This window comes from Acinetobacter sp. YH12049 (assembly GCF_013419875.1).
In the GTDB taxonomy this organism is placed as follows: domain Bacteria; phylum Pseudomonadota; class Gammaproteobacteria; order Pseudomonadales; family Moraxellaceae; genus Acinetobacter; species Acinetobacter amyesii.
Genome location: NZ_VOZH01000006.1, coordinates 108867 through 125573, shown reverse-complemented (window position 1 = coordinate 125573; position 16707 = coordinate 108867). Strand labels below are relative to the sequence as shown.

The 16707-nt window shown below is 39.5% G+C and carries 19 protein-coding genes and 1 tRNA gene; 4 read left to right on the top strand and 16 right to left on the bottom strand.

Features of this window, described 5'->3' with window-relative positions:
* Positions 1-88: 88 nt before the first annotated feature.
* Positions 89-487 carry an MATE family efflux transporter gene (locus tag FTU05_RS04185; RefSeq protein ID WP_257230081.1) on the bottom strand — a complete coding sequence of 133 codons (399 nt, stop codon included), beginning with the start codon at positions 485-487 and terminating at the stop codon, positions 89-91.
* Positions 488-942: 455 nt separating this feature from the next.
* Between FTU05_RS04185 and FTU05_RS04180 the strand changes: the two genes are divergently transcribed.
* On the top strand, positions 943-1380 hold the full coding sequence (locus FTU05_RS04180; RefSeq protein ID WP_180084181.1) for a PaaI family thioesterase: 438 nt from the start codon (positions 943-945) through the stop codon (positions 1378-1380).
* 51 nt (positions 1381-1431) lie between these two features.
* Here FTU05_RS04180 and FTU05_RS04175 read toward each other — a convergent pair whose 3' ends face one another.
* Positions 1432-1890, bottom strand: coding sequence for a hypothetical protein (locus tag FTU05_RS04175; RefSeq protein WP_180164303.1), 459 nt, complete (start codon positions 1888-1890; stop codon positions 1432-1434).
* A gap of 251 nt (positions 1891-2141) precedes the next feature.
* Between FTU05_RS04175 and FTU05_RS04170 the strand changes: the two genes are divergently transcribed.
* Both FTU05_RS04170 and FTU05_RS04165 read left to right on the top strand, forming a co-directional pair.
* Positions 2142-2217, top strand: a tRNA-Asn gene (locus tag FTU05_RS04170).
* Between the two features lie 88 nt (positions 2218-2305).
* Positions 2306-3379, top strand: coding sequence for a hypothetical protein (locus FTU05_RS04165; RefSeq protein ID WP_180164301.1), 1074 nt, complete (start codon positions 2306-2308; stop codon positions 3377-3379).
* 55 nt (positions 3380-3434) lie between these two features.
* Here the strand turns inward: FTU05_RS04165 and FTU05_RS04160 are convergent, their stop codons facing one another.
* The 12 genes from FTU05_RS04160 to FTU05_RS04105 form a co-directional block, all read right to left on the bottom strand.
* Positions 3435-4259: a DUF4198 domain-containing protein gene (locus FTU05_RS04160; RefSeq protein WP_180164299.1), complete on the bottom strand. Its 825-nt coding sequence runs from the start codon at positions 4257-4259 to the stop codon at positions 3435-3437.
* 136 nt (positions 4260-4395) lie between these two features.
* Positions 4396-5049: a tRNA-(ms[2]io[6]A)-hydroxylase gene (locus FTU05_RS04155; protein ID WP_180164296.1), complete on the bottom strand. Its 654-nt coding sequence runs from the start codon at positions 5047-5049 to the stop codon at positions 4396-4398.
* 16 nt (positions 5050-5065) lie between these two features.
* The gene (pdxJ, locus tag FTU05_RS04150; RefSeq protein WP_180054978.1) at positions 5066-5791 is read right to left on the bottom strand and encodes a pyridoxine 5'-phosphate synthase; all 726 of its coding nucleotides are present in this window, start codon (positions 5789-5791) and stop codon (positions 5066-5068) included.
* Positions 5792-5800: 9 nt separating this feature from the next.
* Positions 5801-6517: a DNA repair protein RecO gene (gene recO / locus FTU05_RS04145; RefSeq protein ID WP_180007698.1), complete on the bottom strand. Its 717-nt coding sequence runs from the start codon at positions 6515-6517 to the stop codon at positions 5801-5803.
* 8 nt (positions 6518-6525) lie between these two features.
* Positions 6526-6720 carry an NF038104 family lipoprotein gene (locus tag FTU05_RS04140; protein ID WP_078192000.1) on the bottom strand — a complete coding sequence of 65 codons (195 nt, stop codon included), beginning with the start codon at positions 6718-6720 and terminating at the stop codon, positions 6526-6528.
* A gap of 31 nt (positions 6721-6751) precedes the next feature.
* On the bottom strand, positions 6752-7780 hold the full coding sequence (gene era / locus FTU05_RS04135; RefSeq protein ID WP_078192001.1) for a GTPase Era: 1029 nt from the start codon (positions 7778-7780) through the stop codon (positions 6752-6754).
* Complete coding sequence (rnc, locus tag FTU05_RS04130) at positions 7780-8478, bottom strand: ribonuclease III (RefSeq protein ID WP_111883979.1); 699 nt, start codon at positions 8476-8478, stop codon at positions 7780-7782. Before rnc ends, era begins: the two co-directional genes overlap by 1 nt.
* Positions 8450-8821, bottom strand: a complete 372-nt coding sequence (locus FTU05_RS04125; protein ID WP_180040120.1) for a DUF4845 domain-containing protein — start codon at positions 8819-8821, stop codon at positions 8450-8452. The genes rnc and FTU05_RS04125 overlap by 29 nt, the downstream gene beginning before the upstream one ends.
* A gap of 20 nt (positions 8822-8841) precedes the next feature.
* Positions 8842-9669, bottom strand: coding sequence for a signal peptidase I (gene lepB / locus FTU05_RS04120; protein ID WP_180040122.1), 828 nt, complete (start codon positions 9667-9669; stop codon positions 8842-8844).
* 21 nt (positions 9670-9690) lie between these two features.
* Positions 9691-11508: a translation elongation factor 4 gene (gene lepA / locus FTU05_RS04115; RefSeq protein WP_078192005.1), complete on the bottom strand. Its 1818-nt coding sequence runs from the start codon at positions 11506-11508 to the stop codon at positions 9691-9693.
* A gap of 195 nt (positions 11509-11703) precedes the next feature.
* Positions 11704-12153, bottom strand: a complete 450-nt coding sequence (locus FTU05_RS04110) for a thioesterase family protein (RefSeq protein ID WP_078190331.1) — start codon at positions 12151-12153, stop codon at positions 11704-11706.
* 120 nt (positions 12154-12273) lie between these two features.
* Entirely contained in the window at positions 12274-13656 is a 1383-nt protein-coding gene (locus FTU05_RS04105; RefSeq protein ID WP_168378034.1) for a Do family serine endopeptidase, read from the bottom strand.
* Between the two features lie 228 nt (positions 13657-13884).
* On the opposite strand from FTU05_RS04105, the gene nadB reads away from it, so the two are divergent.
* Complete coding sequence (gene nadB / locus FTU05_RS04100; protein WP_168378035.1) at positions 13885-15531, top strand: L-aspartate oxidase; 1647 nt, start codon at positions 13885-13887, stop codon at positions 15529-15531.
* An 80-nt stretch (positions 15532-15611) separates the two neighbouring features.
* On the opposite strand, the gene FTU05_RS04095 is transcribed toward nadB, so the two are convergent.
* Together FTU05_RS04095 and tmk are read right to left on the bottom strand one after the other, a co-directional pair.
* Entirely contained in the window at positions 15612-16031 is a 420-nt protein-coding gene (locus tag FTU05_RS04095) for a PaaI family thioesterase (RefSeq protein ID WP_180164294.1), read from the bottom strand.
* A gap of 68 nt (positions 16032-16099) precedes the next feature.
* Complete coding sequence (tmk, locus tag FTU05_RS04090; RefSeq protein WP_180076821.1) at positions 16100-16705, bottom strand: dTMP kinase; 606 nt, start codon at positions 16703-16705, stop codon at positions 16100-16102.
* Between the last annotated feature and the right edge of the window lie 2 nt (positions 16706-16707).

Genomic DNA, 16707 nt, shown 5'->3' with positions numbered 1-16707 from the left:
TGTTCCACTTTAGATATTTGTTTAAGATGAGATGTAACTCATTGAAATGTGTCATCATATTCGTCGTCAGAAAACAAGTATTATGCCATTATTTCAATGAGTTATCTTTTTTTGTCGTGTACAAAGCTTTTATTATTAAATACAGCGTGTTTGCATAAAACACTCGCTTTGCCTGCCCACAGGTTTGCGTGTAAATAAAAAGAATTCGTAATAAAAAATACCCAGGAATGGTTAAAGCCATCAAAACCAAACACGGTTGAATTAATGCTCTTATTTCTTCGTCAGCTCTTAAGATATTGAACAATGGTTCTGCATGAGTAAAAAGCCAAGCCGCACCACCTGAAAGACAGAGCACAATGATGATACTTTGCTTAATAATCAGCTGTAATTCCGGATACGCTTTGCGCCCATTTGCTTCCGCCAGTTCCTGCATCATGCCTTGCAAAATACCCATACCCGAGACAAAAACTAAACTGTAGATACCCAAACAAACAACCATTGCAGTGACATGTTATGCTGAAAAATGAGATAAAAAAATCGTATCGAATAAACCACCAAGCATTAAAATGGTATTACTGAAAAAATGGGCATCCACAAATTTAAAAACGTTTTCATGACTTTTCACTGTATTTTTATTCTAAATATAAGTCTCACTTCGACTTATAATCAGCTGATATCTTTTATGTTTTACCCATCATCTGTGAAAAATCAAGTATATACAATAGATTTATTACTTATTTTTTTAGATGCATTTCGCGTTATTTTTCACATCATGCTTACTTCCCTTTACTCCCTATACCTACAGCTATTCTTTATACAACCCACGTAAATACCAAAGCAAGATTACTCAATGAAAGCGTCAAAGAATCAACTTGACAATAATTTCAACAATTAGCTATGTTAAGCTCAGATTCCTTTTCAGAACTCATAAAATAGGCCAAAATAATGAATCCAAAAGAAATGACTGGACTGCAACTTTTACAAGCCATGTGTGCAGGGAAAATTCCACCAGCAAGTATTAGCGAAACTATTCCTATGCAGCCTTATGAAGTATCTGAGGGCAGTATTAGCTTTAAGGCTAAAGCAGATGCACGACACTTAAATCCACTTGGCGGTGTGCATGGTGGCTTTGCTGCTACGGTACTCGACTCGGTGACAGGTTGTGCCATTCACACGTTATTAGAGGCTGGTGTGGGTTATGGCACCATCGACTTAAATATTAAAATGTGTCGTCCGATCCCAAAGAATGTTGAACTTACAGCTATAGGAAAAGTCATTAATATCAGTAAAAATTTAGGGATTTCTGAAGGGAAAATTATTGATGACAATGGCAAACTTTATGCACATGCAACTGCAACCTGCATGATTATACGTCCTTAATATTTTTATTTTTCTGCTCGCAATTCAATGCGAGCAGATGATGATTCAAACTTAAATTGCTGAATGTAAGGCACGAATTAATTGGCCTTCGCTTAGATCAATGCGATTACTGCCCTTTTGAAAGCAGTAATATTTTAAAGCACTATCTAACTCAACACGAAGTTCCCGTTGTTCTGAAATAGACCATACTTTAGAACGATTTGAGCCTGATAATGCATTACCTGCCAATTGGTATAAATACAAGTCTTGCTTGCGTTGCAACGGAATACGACGACCATCATCTTGATGTTCAAAACGTAAATGACATGGCGCGTTGATCAACCATTTTTCACTAAACCACAATTGTAATAAATCACCCAATGCCAAGTCACGTTGACCCAAAGGCCAAACGTCAACGTATGCACCTTCGACAGGTGTTTGATATTGCTCTTGATTACTAATAATGGAAAGATAGTTTTCTTGATAAAAAGAAAAGTTTGAAAAAATCTGAGAAATAGTCAGCGTATTCATTCGCTTTCTCCTGTTTAGCCATTTTAGTGCTGGCAAGTTGGGTTTAAATCCACACTGTTTAAACATATGTTTAAACGCTCTGTTGTTGCATTCAGAGTATCAATTGAATTTTTTCTTTGCAAGCCTAAGATTCATTTTTTCTAAAAAATCATTCTTTTTGTTCAAATAAAAAACATCTATCACGCATTTCTCCTCATATTGGTATTTTTAGCTTGACCCTCCTCAAAATCTGCTTATAATCGCATTCAGATTCTCCAATAGCTCAGTCGGTAGAGCGACGGACTGTTAATCCGCAGGTCCCTGGTTCGAGCCCAGGTTGGAGAGCCAAATTCTAAAGCCCATTTATTTAAATGGGCTTTTTTAATGCCTATGATTTACATATAATCTATAAGTCATTGTCATTAAAATAAAAAAAATGTTCATTCAAGTTGATGTTGAATCAAATAAAACTGCCTTAAAACACTATCTCACTGCATTCATTTTTCTTTTAATTTTTATCAGTCCATTTGCAATTTATTTGGTGAGCTGCACACCCGAAAGTGAAATTGAACAACACTTCAAAACACCACCCAATTTATATAATAGTGAATCGAACACCCTTCTTGACAGCAACCTACAATGGTTGATTCCACCTCAGCAGATTCAAAATCACAATACTATTCCGGAAATATCTGAATCTGTCTTAAACGAGATGACAGAAGGACAATATTGGGCGAGTACACCGATTACACTGCAAAACCAATCTGATCAACTATATGTTCATATCGATTTTGCAGGTCAGCAACAAACACGAAAAGATCTTGAAATTTCGGTACTGCCGTTATGTATTGTTCACGAGAAAGAAACACCATGTATGAAAGCTGGGTTAAATGCAACTGGACAACTTTTTAACATCTCAACTCAAAAAAATACGCAATATCACACACTAGAGACCAATAAGTCATGGATGTTTTATGGCCATGAATTCCAAGAAAATTATATTATTCCACCACAAGCCACTCTCAAATTTTTAGTTAAAGCCAACATCCCTGAACACTTAACCCTGCAATGGCTTAGGCTAAGCATCAGTACTAGCCCCATTGTTGAGAAACAGCAAAATTTTATGCTCATGACGCAAAACAGTATAAGAATAAAATATGCACTTGCTCTATTGCCATTCTTCATATTAGCTTTGATGCACATTTTTCATGGGTTTGAAAGCCTGCGTAATTTATCTATCGGCGCACTTTCAGCACTTTTATTTGCAATCAACACCATCATTTGGGATATCCACTATATGGTGATTGGTTGCCTGATTTTATGTTTTGCAAGTGTCTGTTATTGTTTTGAGAGCCGATATTATCGATTGCTTTATTTAACGGGTTATTTATTGATTGCAGGCTATTCGCAGCAATATTATGGTGGTTTTAATAAACACTTTTTCACTCAAACCAGTTTAATTTTATTGATAGGCTTATCGATGTTTTATCTTGAACCTAAAGATAGCTAAATCCTTTTCATAAAAAAGCTCCGCAAATCGCAGAGCTTTTTCTCTTTTTATCACCTCAGATCACATTAAAACTCAAGGTATATTTATATCGTTTTAATGCATCTCCCTTCATTTCAAAAGGCTGTTGATAGTCAATTTTCAGTAAATACTGACCACAATCTGATAGGTTAAAATTTAAGTTTCCATCTTGATCAGTTTTAAGCGTTTTATAAACTTTTCCTTCACGGCTGTAATCCGTTGTTTGCTGCAAAATTTCAATCTGCAAACCCGCAACCGCTTTTTTCTGATCTAGCACTTTCAGTTGGACAGGGTCATTTTGCATAATGGCATTCGGATGAGTTTTAAATTGCACATCAAAGCCATCATGTAAATGATTCACCACTTGTGTAGACGTTACACGACGTGATACAAAAGTTTCAATGATTTCCTGCGTTTGAATACTTTTGATTTGCGACTTTTTAGTCAACTCGACTGTATAAATGACATTTGCATTCGCAGTTTTTTGAGGATCACGCACACCATTGATTAACGCTTTCCACTGCTTTTGATCATAAGCAAAACGCGCTGTACTTCCCTGCTTTTCACCGCGAATACGATACGTGCCATCCTGCTTATTTTCTAAACTATAACTGCTGACTGTTTGAGTTTTTGCCCAATCAGCATCCGTTAAATGCAGCTTTTCACCTGACGGTGTATGTACATGGAAATTAAAGTTTTTAATGGCTATTTCAGAAACAAACGGATTGTCATAAAAACCAGAAAGAATGGCACTATGATTATTAAATGTTTGATAGTTTAGAGGTGCAACATAAGGATAATGCGCTTCAGCCTGACCAACCGCACACAAAGCGATACAGAGTAAAGTGAATTGTAATTTCATATTGAATAAGTGAGCTTAAATTGTTTGATTCATAGAGATCGTTTCATTTTAGATTCACCCAAGACAATTGTAAATAATTCTTATTATCGTTTATTTTAAGTGCATAAAAAATCCCCCATTTTGGAGGATTATTTTATCAAGCTGCTTTGACTGGCACACCACTATGAAAGCGGAATAAATCATCTGGGCTGCTAATCAAATTTTTTTCAACTTCACGAATATGCTCAATACGCATCTGAATATCTTCTTTCGGGTTCTTTAGCTTATTGGTCGTCGCCACATCCATGGCCAATGCTAAATAGTCCTTATAATGGCGTGATTCAGACTTTAGCAAATAGCGGTAGTAACGCCCCAACTCTTCATCTACATGTGGTGCAAGCGCATAGAAACGCTCGCATGAACGTGCTTCAACGAATGCGCCAATCACCAAGATATCAATTAACGCTTCTGGCTCATAAGTCCGTACTTCTTTGCGTAGACCACCTGCATACCGACCAGCACTGATTGCAGTCCATTCCTGACCACGTTTTGCCATCAGTTCCAGCACTTGCTCATAGTGCAGCATTTCTTCACGTACTAGCTGTGCCAGTTTGATTTGTAAATCCGAGAAAAAACTATAACGAAACATCAAATTCATTGCTGTACTTGCTGCTTTCTTTTCACAATTGGCATGATCCTGCATCAGGATATCCAAATTATTTAAAGCTTCATCTAGCCATGCTTTTGGTGTTTCACACCCCAAGAAGCCAATGACTGGCTTCATTAGGGTATCATAATCAATATTTGACATATACTTTACTTAAAAATTAACGTGCGGCTTTAATCGCAGCTTTCATTTGTTTTACAGACTGTGCCAATCCAATAAACACTGCATCAGCAATAATCGAGTGACCAATATTTAGTTCATGAATTTGCGCAATGCGCGCAATCGGAGTGACATTGTCAAGATTTAAGCCATGGCCAGCGTTCACAATCAAACCTTTAGATGCGGCATATTCAGCACCTTGAATAATACGTTCCAGCTCTGCCTTCTGCGCTTCAGGTGTTTCAGCATCTGCATATGCACCTGTATGCAACTCAATCGTAGGCGCACCACAGGCAATCGCTGCATCAATTTGAGCAAAGTCAGCATCAATAAATAATGAAACTTCGCAACCAATCGCCGCGAGTGCTTGAGTCGCGTTTTTCACATCTTCAAAATGCCCAACCACATCTAGACCGCCTTCAGTCGTGACTTCTTCACGCTTTTCAGGAACAAAGCATACATGATGCGGCTGAATCTCTTTGGCAAATTCAACCATTTCATTGGTCACTGCCATTTCAAGGTTCATATGGGTTTTTAATACAGAACGCATACGACGTACATCATCATCTTTAATATGGCGACGATCTTCACGTAAATGCAGCGTAATCCCTTCCGCCCCCGCTTGCTCACAAATAATTGCGGCATTCACAGGATCTGGATAAGTTGTCCCACGTGCATTTCGTAGTGTTGCCACATGGTCAATATTTACACCAAGCAAAGCTGCCATAATTCTTTCCTAATGACGTTGAGTTTGAGAATTCTGTATCCACAATTGACGACTTTTTAATGGACGATCGCCAAGCAAGGAAGTAATCATTTGTCGGTACAACTTAGACAGTAATTGTAACTGTTCAGGATTAAATTCCCCACCTTTTTCATAATCACACATACTTAAAATATGTTGACCTGACAATGTTGCGCGTGAGGCTTTAATGACAGGTTGAAAACCTTCGTTTAAATGAAATTGATAATTTTCATGAGGCTGAATTTGCTGTTGATTTGCATCAGTTGAAAAATCCAACGCAAAACCCAACTCTTCAAGCAGCACATGCTCAAATTGTCTAAGGATTTGCCGTAAGAATAGATCTGGGTGGGCCTGGACAGACATGCATTGAAGTTTTTCCAAGGTGTGTGCATATTGAGCAAATGTCTCAGGCATCTCAACCTCTAAGGGACATAATCTCAATAAGACTTCATTCAGATAAAACCCTGAAAAAAAAGCATCACCAAAAAAGAAAATCGGTTGATTTACAATTTCGAGTTTACTAAAGTTTTTAAGTTCGGACTTACCAGATGCTTGCAAGCAAATTGGTTGATACTGGGGAGGTGGCGTTTGCCTGAGAATACCATCAATTCGACCATGCTCCTGAGTAAACAAGTGCACAATATGACTTTTTTCACGATATTTACGATGGTGAATTAAATAACCATGCAGTATCTCATTACGCATGATTTGAAATATTAATCCTTGTCTTTCTTTTTCTTGTCGTCTTCATCTTCATCCCCATCTGGAATGACTGCACCCACAACTGCAGCAGTACCTTTAACCACGCCTTTTGTGGTTTTATAAGCCACTTTGACAGGAACAGTAACGATTTTATGAATACACCCTTGTAGAAACAAAACACATGCCACTACAGCTAATACTTTCATCATTACTCTTCCCTCAAAGTTTGTTATTTAACGATTAGATATCGCTATAACCCAAGCTTTTCAACGCACGTTCATCATCAGACCAACCGCCTTTGACTTTCACCCAAAGCGTCAACATGATCTTTTGCTCGAACATTTTTTCCATATCCACACGTGCATCCATACCGATTTTTTTCAGTTTGGCACCTTTCTCACCAATCACAATAGCTTTCTGACCAGAGCGATCGACAAAAATCGTCGCATCAATATAGGTACACGCCACTTTAGGACGACCTGTTTTTGGATTTACCGTTGCTTCTTCTGTTTTAAACGACTCAATTTGAACCGTTAAATCATAAGGCAGCTCTTCACCCAATTGACGCATGATTTTTTCACGGATAATTTCAGACGCAAGGAAACGCTCTGAACGATCGGTCAATTGCTCAAGTGAATACAGTGGTGGTTGGAACGGCAAATATTTTTCAATCGTGCTGCGCAAATGATCTAAATTTGCACCACGTAATGCTGATACAGGAACAATTTCTGCAAAATTCATTAATTTTGCACGCTCTTGTATCAATGGTAATGCATGGTTTTTATTCTCTAGTGTATCAATTTTATTGATCACAAGAATCACTGGCATATCGGCATTTTTTAGCTTCTCTAACACTAAATCATCATTCTGTGTCCATTTGTCTGCATCAATCACAAACAAAACTAAGTTCACATCACGAAGTGCAGAATGTGCCGCACGGTTCATCATTTTATTAATGGCACGGACTTCTTTTTTGTGCATCCCCGGGGTATCTACGAATACCGCTTGAGATTTTTCGCGTGAGTCAATACCCACAATTTTATGACGTGTGGTCTGTGGTTTACGAGAGGTAATGGAAAGTTTTTGACCCAAAATATGGTTCATCAACGTTGATTTACCCACGTTTGGACGACCAACAATCGCCACAAACCCACTTTTAAAATCGGCTGGAATTTCAGTGCCTTGTGCACTAAAGAACTGACTAATTAAATCGTTACTGTCGCCTTGCGACTCGTGATCAGCATCTACGTGATCGGAATGAGTAGTCATTAAGACTTTTTCTCCAAAATTTCTAAGATTTCTGCCGCTACTGCCTGTTCAGCAAAGCGACGGCTTGAACCTTCACCGTATTTAACAGGGAGCCCTTCAACTGTACATTCAACTTTAAAATGTTGGTTCGGAGCATCACCCTGAATATCTACAACCTCGTAAACCGGGAGAGGTTTTTTACGTGCTTGTAAATACTCTTGCAAACGTGATTTAGGATCTTTCAGTTGATCAGTTGGTTCAATATGATCTAAATATGGCACATACCATTTAAGAACAATCGGTTCCAGAATTTTTAAATCCTGACAATCGACATAGATTGCACCAATGATCGATTCAACGGTATCCGCAAGTATAGACTCACGATGATGACCGCCAGATTTCAACTCACCTGTACTCAAGATTAATTCTTGACTGAGTTTTAAGTCATTGGCAATTTTTCCTAGCGCTTCCTGACGAACCAGTGTCGCACGCATACGCGTTAGACGCCCTTCATTTTCATGCGGGTAGGCATGGTACAGATAATTGGCAATTATCATACCCAACAATGAATCGCCCAGATATTCTAGGCGTTCATAATTGTATTTATGGCTCACCGATCGGTGGGTCAAGGCCAGTTGTAACAATTCAGGTTGTTTAAACTGATAACCGATACGACTTGCTAAACGAGCTTCATTTAGCTTGGACTGAGCTTTGATCAAAACTTTTCTCGAACTTCAACACAATATCAATATTCAATAAGAAAGGTTTTCTTATTTCATAATCCGTTTTTACTTCAAGCCCCTTTTCATTAGAGACTTGAGCAATATCTTTAAAACTAACATCGCGAATACTGTTCATTGAAAATCTTTTATCCATTTCTTGAACAAATTTACTTGGACTAATATTCGCAGGTCCACTTTTTAACTGCTCCTCGATTAACCCATTAATCATTTTGTTATCGAGATACGGCCCCCAAACCGCAATAACAACTTTAGCTAAAAAAGCAAAACCAATCACAGCAATTAAAATTGCGATATAAGACGTTCCCCGTTGATGTCTCATTTTATTTTCCTGATGTAAGACTAATCAATACTGCCATTACGACTAAATGAAGGCAGTTTTAAACCAGGTTCCTTATGCATCCACTTGTAAAAAGCACGTCCAGTGAGGTTTTCTTCAGGCACAAAGCCCCAAAAACGACTGTCCGCACTTTGATCACGATTATCCCCCATCGCGAAATAGTGACCTTCAGGAACCTTAACCTCCCAATATAAACCATTTTCTGTTGAATATTTACCATTTTCAACATAGTTGATAAATGGTGCTTGGCGCGCAACATTGACGCCTTCAAGCTCACGCATGGTAAACGTATGCTTACCCATGGTTTCTTTATGATAAATCGGTGTAGGTGTATCAAGTTGATCTTTTTCACGGCTAAATTCTACAGGAACTTTTGCCACCTTTTGACCATTCACACTCAGTTGACCATGATCGTAAATAATATGATCACCTGGTAAACCGACCACTCGTTTAATATAGCTGATGGTTGGTTGTGGTGGATAACGGAATACAATGACATCACCACGCTCAGGTTCACCGACATCAAGAATTTTTTTATTGACGATAGGTAAACGTACGCCATACTGATATTTATTTACCACAATAAAATCACCTGTTTCTAAGGTTGGAACCATAGAGTCAGATGGAATATTAAATGGCTCATATAAGAATGAACGCATCACCAAAACTATCGCTAGAATCGGCCAGAAATCATAAGCCCATGCGATAACGACATTTTCATTCCCTTTACCTTTGGTCTGCCGTTGCTTCCAGACAAACTTATCCAACAGCCAAATTAAGAAAAAAATGACTGTGGTAGGAACAAGGATCAAATTAAAGTCAAAATCCATGAGCTCATAAACCTCTATTTATTATCTTTCTACTTTCAATACAGCAAGGAACGCTTCTTGTGGGATTTCGACGCTGCCCACTTGTTTCATACGTTTCTTACCTTCTTTTTGTTTCGCAAGAAGTTTCTTCTTACGCGACACGTCACCACCATAACATTTAGCCAAAACGTTTTTACGCATCGCTTTTACAGTTGAACGTGCAATGATTTGTGCACCAATCGCTGCTTGAATAGCCACATCGAACATTTGACGTGGAATTAAATCTTTCATTTTTTCCACAAGTGCAATACCACGATGGCGAGCATCTTGTCGGTGGCAAATCATGGCCAAGGCATCAACCTTTTCACCGTTGATTAACACATCCACCTTAACTAGAGATGAACTCTCAAAACGCACAAAGTTATAATCTAACGATGCAAAACCGCGTGAACATGATTTCAATTTATCAAAGAAATCCATAACTACTTCAGCCATTGGGATTTCAAACGTAATGGCCACTTGGTTCGCCATAAACTTCATATTCTTTTGAACGCCGCGACGTTCAACACATAAAGTCATCACATTACCCAAGTATTCTTGCGGTACTAAAATGTGACATTCAGCAATTGGCTCACGTAAGTCTTCAACTGTTGAACCATCAGGCATTTTAGAAGGACTGTCGATATAAATGGTTTGACCATTTTTCATCACCGCTTCATAAATTACGGTTGGTGCTGAAGAAATCAGGTCCAGATCATACTCACGTTCTAAACGTTCTTGTACAATTTCCATGTGCAGCATACCCAAGAAGCCACAACGGAAGCCAAAACCAAGTGCATCTGAACTTTCAGGTTCAAAGAACAACGCTGAGTCATTAATTTGCAGTTTGTGCAGCGCCTCACGGAACGGTTCAAATTCACTTGAATCGATTGGGAATAAACCTGCATAGACCTGTGGTTTCACTTTTTTGAAACCCGGTAAGCTTTGAACTTCTGGTGTAGTTGCCAAGGTAATCGTATCACCAACTGGAGCACCAAAAATATCTTTAATACCCGCGATCACGAAACCAACTTCACCTGCTTCGAGCATGTCAGTTTCTGTATGTTTAGGATTAAAAATACCTACTGAGGTGATGATGTGCGTTTGACCAGTTGATTTCATCAACATTTTATCGCCTTTACGCACACGACCTTCTTTAATACGAACTAAAGAAACCACGCCCAAATAGTTGTCGAACCAAGAGTCAACAATTAAGGCTTGTAATGGTGCATTACGATCGCCTTCGGGTGCAGGAATGACATTGACTAGTGTTTCAAGCACCCCTTCAATGCCTAGACCGGTTTTAGCTGAACATGTAGGTGCTTCAGTCGCTTCGATACCAATAATGTCTTCAATTTCTTGAATAACACGCTCTGGCTCTGCTTGCGGCAAATCGATTTTATTTAAAACAGGTAGGACTTCTAAGCCTTGTTCAATTGCTGTATAGCAGTTAGCAACAGACTGGGCTTCTACACCTTGTGCAGCATCGACCACCAATAATGCGCCTTCACATGCAGCAAGTGAACGTGAAACTTCATAAGAAAAGTCAACGTGCCCAGGTGTGTCAATAAAGTTAAGCTGGTATTCTTCACCGTTAGGATGAGTGTAATACAAAGTCACAGACGTAGCTTTAATCGTAATACCACGCTCACGTTCTAATTCCATAGAATCTAGAACCTGTGCCTGCATTTCACGATCTTGCAGGCCACCACAAGTTTGAATAAATCGGTCGGCAAGCGTCGACTTACCATGGTCGATATGCGCAATGATCGAGAAGTTACGAATGTTTTTTATATCAACAGATTTTTTAGCTTGCGCCATGGGCTACCTTGGAAAAATAAAAGCGCTATGCATGCAATTCTTTATGCATAGCAAAAGCCGAATAGAAATTGCCGAGGATTATAGCAGATGGATTTTTCAAAGTATCGAAAATAATGCATTGCTTTTATGCTAACCACTTTTCCTGCATGTAGAACTTGGCTGGTCTTGGTTTGAAATATTACTTTGAAATCAAACTCAGAGATCATAAGCACTAAAATCCAGCGGATTTAGGCTATCCGCAATAGGTTGATACGCTTGGGTAAAGGTTGGCGACATGCGTTTTGGACGGCCTGTAGCAATTTCAATGCATGCCCACTGTGTATTGCCTGTAAATAATATCGCTTTGTCTTTAGGTCGATAAAATACATACTGACGAAATGAATACAACGCATTGATATCATTGAGCCACGTTCGCAGAATAATCTCCTCACCTTCAACTGCTGCTTTGCGATATTGCACATGATGCTCAACAGCAACCATGGCATGCTTCAATTCAATATATTCTTTTAAACCTAAACCCAAGGCTTCAATATGTGCTGTCGCGACATCTTGCATCCAACTGACGTACACCACGTTATTCACATGATTTAATGTGTCGATATGTTCAGCTTGAACTGTAATTTTTAAATCAAAGATATCGCTCATAGCGTCCTGCAAATTTTAAAATATGCTCCACAGTCTACTCATTTTTATCTAAGGGTAAATTGCAAAAACACTAAAGTTAAAAAAACCACTCGCTTGGAGTGGTTTTCATTCAGCAAATCATTATTGAATGCGCATGCCCACAATCGCACGTTGCCCCTGACGAATCAAAGAAACACGTGCAATGCTGCCATTTTTCAATTCTGAAATAACTTTCACAAAATCTTCTGCATTATTCACAGCTTTATTATTAACTTGAGTCACAACGTCACCCGGCTGAATTCGCGCTTGTGCAGCAATACCACTAGCTCGTACATCTTGAATTAATACACCACCTTTCACACTCAGTTGCTTTAATTCATCTGCAGTTAAATTACGAATTGACACCCCAATCACCGGGCCTTTTTTCACAGGTGCAATTTCAGCTTTTGCAGGCGTATCATCTGGTGCAGTGATCAAGGTTGCTGAAATGTTTTGGCGTTTATCATCACGTAATACTTCAAGCTGAATACTTTGATTAGGACCTGTACGATTGAGATAATTCAGTAGTTCGCCAGTACGTGAAATCGGTGTACCATTAAATTTCAAAATGACATCACCCGCTTTAAAGCCAGCTTTTGCTGCGGGTGAATTCGGTGCAACTTGAGTAATCAATGAGCCCTCAGGTTTTGAAAGATTATACGACTCAGCTAGATTACGGTCGATATCTTGCAGCATGACGCCTAAATAAGCACGTGTCACCTTGCCGTTTTTCTTTAATTGGTCTGCAACATCCATCGCCACATCAATAGGAATCGAGAACGATAAACCCATATAGCCGCCCGTACCACTAAAGATACGAGAGTTCACCCCAACCACTTCACCAGACTGGTTAAACAAAGGACCACCTGAGTTTCCGGGGTTCAACGCCACATCAGTTTGAATAAATGGAACCGAGGTTTCTCCCATCATATTGCGCATTTTCGCACTGACAATCCCTGCCGAAGCTGAATAGTCAAAACCAAATGGTGAACCAATAGCCAACACTGGCTCACCTACACGTAAACGGTCAACATTACCTGTGCGTAGCTCTGGAAAATTTGAACCTTTCACCTTTAGCAAAGCCACATCAGTCCGCTCATCACTACCCACAACGGTGGCATCAATTTCACGGCGGTCATTCAATACGATGGTGACTTTCGATGCATCTTCTACCACATGGTGATTAGTTAATAGATAACCATCTTTACTAATAAAGAATGCGCTTCCATAACCGGTCTTTTCTTGCGGCATTTTTTGCTGCGGGATAACGACCTGATTACCAAAAAAGCGTCGTAATATTTCTGGGACTTGCTGCTGTAAAAGCTCTTCTTGACTGAGCTTTTTAACCACATTCACGCTTACGACAGCTGGGCTGACCTGTTCAACCAAATTGGAAAAATCAACAGGACCTGCTGCCTGCGTTTGTACGCTAGCAACCGTAAACACAGCTGCATAAAGTCCCTTTTGTAAATACGATTTATTCATTGTTAGCATTCACTCAATTGTGCTTATCATTTGAAATACGTTAGTTTTTATCACAATGCAAGTCTAGGCTTCGTAATAAAATGTTTGATGAATATTTAGGATAAACAATCTTAAACATTCCTTAAATATTACAGATCCATGAATATTTTTCATTATTTAGTTAATTTATAGTCATTGCGTTTTTAGGCAAAAACAGTTGTGATGATCGGACATTTTTAAAATTAGCTGATGGACATGTCTAATTTAAACACGACACATCAATTTGATGTGATTATTGTGGGAAGTGGCGGTGCAGGTTTAAGTTTAGCCCTCTCGTTACCAGATCATTTTAATATTGCTGTTTTAGCTAAATCGACGCTGACGGATGCCAGTACATATTTTGCCCAAGGTGGCGTGGCAGCCGTCCTCGATAAAACAGATTCCATTGAACAACATATCGATGACACCATGATTGCAGGTGCACATTTATGTGAAATGGCGGCGGTAAAACAAACCGTTGAAGGTGGTAAGCCCTCTGTCGATTTTCTACTGAATCAAGGGGTGCAATTTACTTTAGACGAACAAGAACAGCTACATCTGACCCGAGAAGGTGGCCACTCTCAGCGCCGTATTATTCATGCAGCGGATGCAACTGGACGTGCAATTTCCACAACATTGGTAGAACGCGCCCAAGAAAAATCAAATATTCAGATCTTTGAAAACTATATCGCGATAGATCTAATTACCGCACAAAAATTAAATCCTGAAGCTGAAAGCCGTGCTCTAGGCCTTTATGCATTAGATGAAAAAACCGAAAAAGTACATACCTTTTTAGCACCATTTACTGCCCTTGCCTGTGGCGGTGCAATGAAAGCTTATTTATATACATCGAATCCCGACATTGCGACGGGTGATGGTATTGCCATGGCTTATCGTGCAGGCTGTCGTGTTGCCAATATGGAATTCAACCAATTCCATCCAACCTGTTTGTACCATCCTCAAGCTCGCTCCTTTTTAATTACCGAAGCGATGCGTGGCGAAGGTGCCTATTTACGTCTTCCTGACGGTGAACGCTTTATGCTGCGCTTTGATGAGCGTGCAGAATTAGCACCACGCGATATTGTAGCGCGCGCTATTGATTATGAAATCAAACGTCTGGGCATACGTCATGTTTGGCTTGATATCACCCATAAACCTGCAGAATTTGTCAAAGAACATTTTCCTACATTGTATGCACGCTTAATGGAACTTGGCATTGATATCACCAAAGAAATGATTCCTGTGGTTCCTGCTGCTCACTACACCTGTGGCGGCGTTGTGGTTGATGAAAACAGTCAGACCGATATTCCAGGCCTATATGCCATTGGGGAAACCTCTTATACTGGTCTACATGGTGCAAACCGTATGGCGAGTAACTCCTTACTGGAATGTTTCGTTTATGGCATGAGTGCATCAGCACATATCACAGCACAGCATCAGGGATCCTATCAGGCGCCTCATGTCCCAGAATGGGATGACTCGCAAGTGACCAACCCTGACGAAGACGTGGTGATTTTGCAGAATTGGGATGAACTTCGCCAAACCATGTGGAACTACGTGGGTATTGTCAGAACAACCAAACGGCTTCAACGTGCGCTCCATCGTATTGAAATGCTCAATCGTGAAATTACCGAGTATTACCAAGACTACCAAGTCAGTAAAAATCTGATTGAATTACGTAACTTAGTGTTGGTTTCAGAAATGATTGTACGCTGTGCAATGGAACGTAAAGAATCACGTGGACTGCATTTCACTTTGGACTATCCTGAACAAGCAGCAGAATTACGAAAAACAGTCCTAACTCCACCCAATTTCCAAGTGGAATGTCCATTGGTGAATACAGAACTGGTTTCTTAAACATCTAAAATGTCTAAAAACCATAAAAAGCCGAATGTAAATTCGGCTTTTTATTTGAATCAGCAAATGCAATTGAGCCTTTATAATCGCTGCGGAGGAATCGAATAGCTACCGGTAATATGAGCCACAGGCTCTTCAACACCCTCTGAATAAACCAATACCTCACCATAAATGATGCTTTTACCGACTTTAAGTAATCGACATTCTCCCCGCAAATCTTTATTCGCCTCAGGCTTCCTTAAAAAGTTAATATTCATACTTGTGGTGACTGCAAGTCCGACAATTCCAATCTCTGCAAGTATTGCCACATACAATGCAAAGTCCGCCAAAGTCATCATAGTCGGGCCTGAAACAGTATTGCCAGGCCGCAAATCTTTTTCAGTCACATGCCAAATTAAAGTGGCAGCCTTTTCACCAACTTCAACGATAGTGCAATGCTTTAAGCTTGGCGCAAATTCAGTCTTAAGGAAATTGATAATCTCCTGTTTTGTAGCATGCATAAAAAATCATCCATAACTTATGCTATGAATGATTTTTAAATCAATTACCTAACAAATACTATGGCATTTTAGATCTGCTGTAGTTGCGATAATGCCTGTTGGAATACATGCTCAGGTGTTTGGGTTGCGTCAAGGCGTTTCATTCGTTCAGGGTGCGTTTGATGAATCTCAGCAAAACCTGATCTTACTTTCTCAAAGAAAGTTGCTTTCTCTTGCTCAAAACGATCTAAAGCACCACGCTCTCTTGCTCTTAACATTCCTGTTTCAATCGGTGCATCAAGCCAAAAAGTAATATCTGGCATACGCGCCACAAAACTTGCATTTAAGACATTGAGCTTGTCACGATCTAAACCACGTCCTGCACATTGATAAGCAAAACTCGAATCGGCAAAACGATCACATAAAACGATTTTACCTTCTGCCAATGCAGGTAAAATCACGCGCGCCAAATGCTGTGCGCGTGCAGCATACATAAGTAACAACTCTGTATCATCACTCATTGCTTCATCATGATTGACGGCCAGAAGTAATGCACGAATTTGTTCAGCCATAGGTGTACCACCCGGCTCACGTGTAAGTACGACATTTTTACCCAAATTTTGGAAATGATCATGTAATTTACGAATGAGTGTAGTTTTACCCACACCTTCCGTACCTTCAAAGCTAATAAACATGC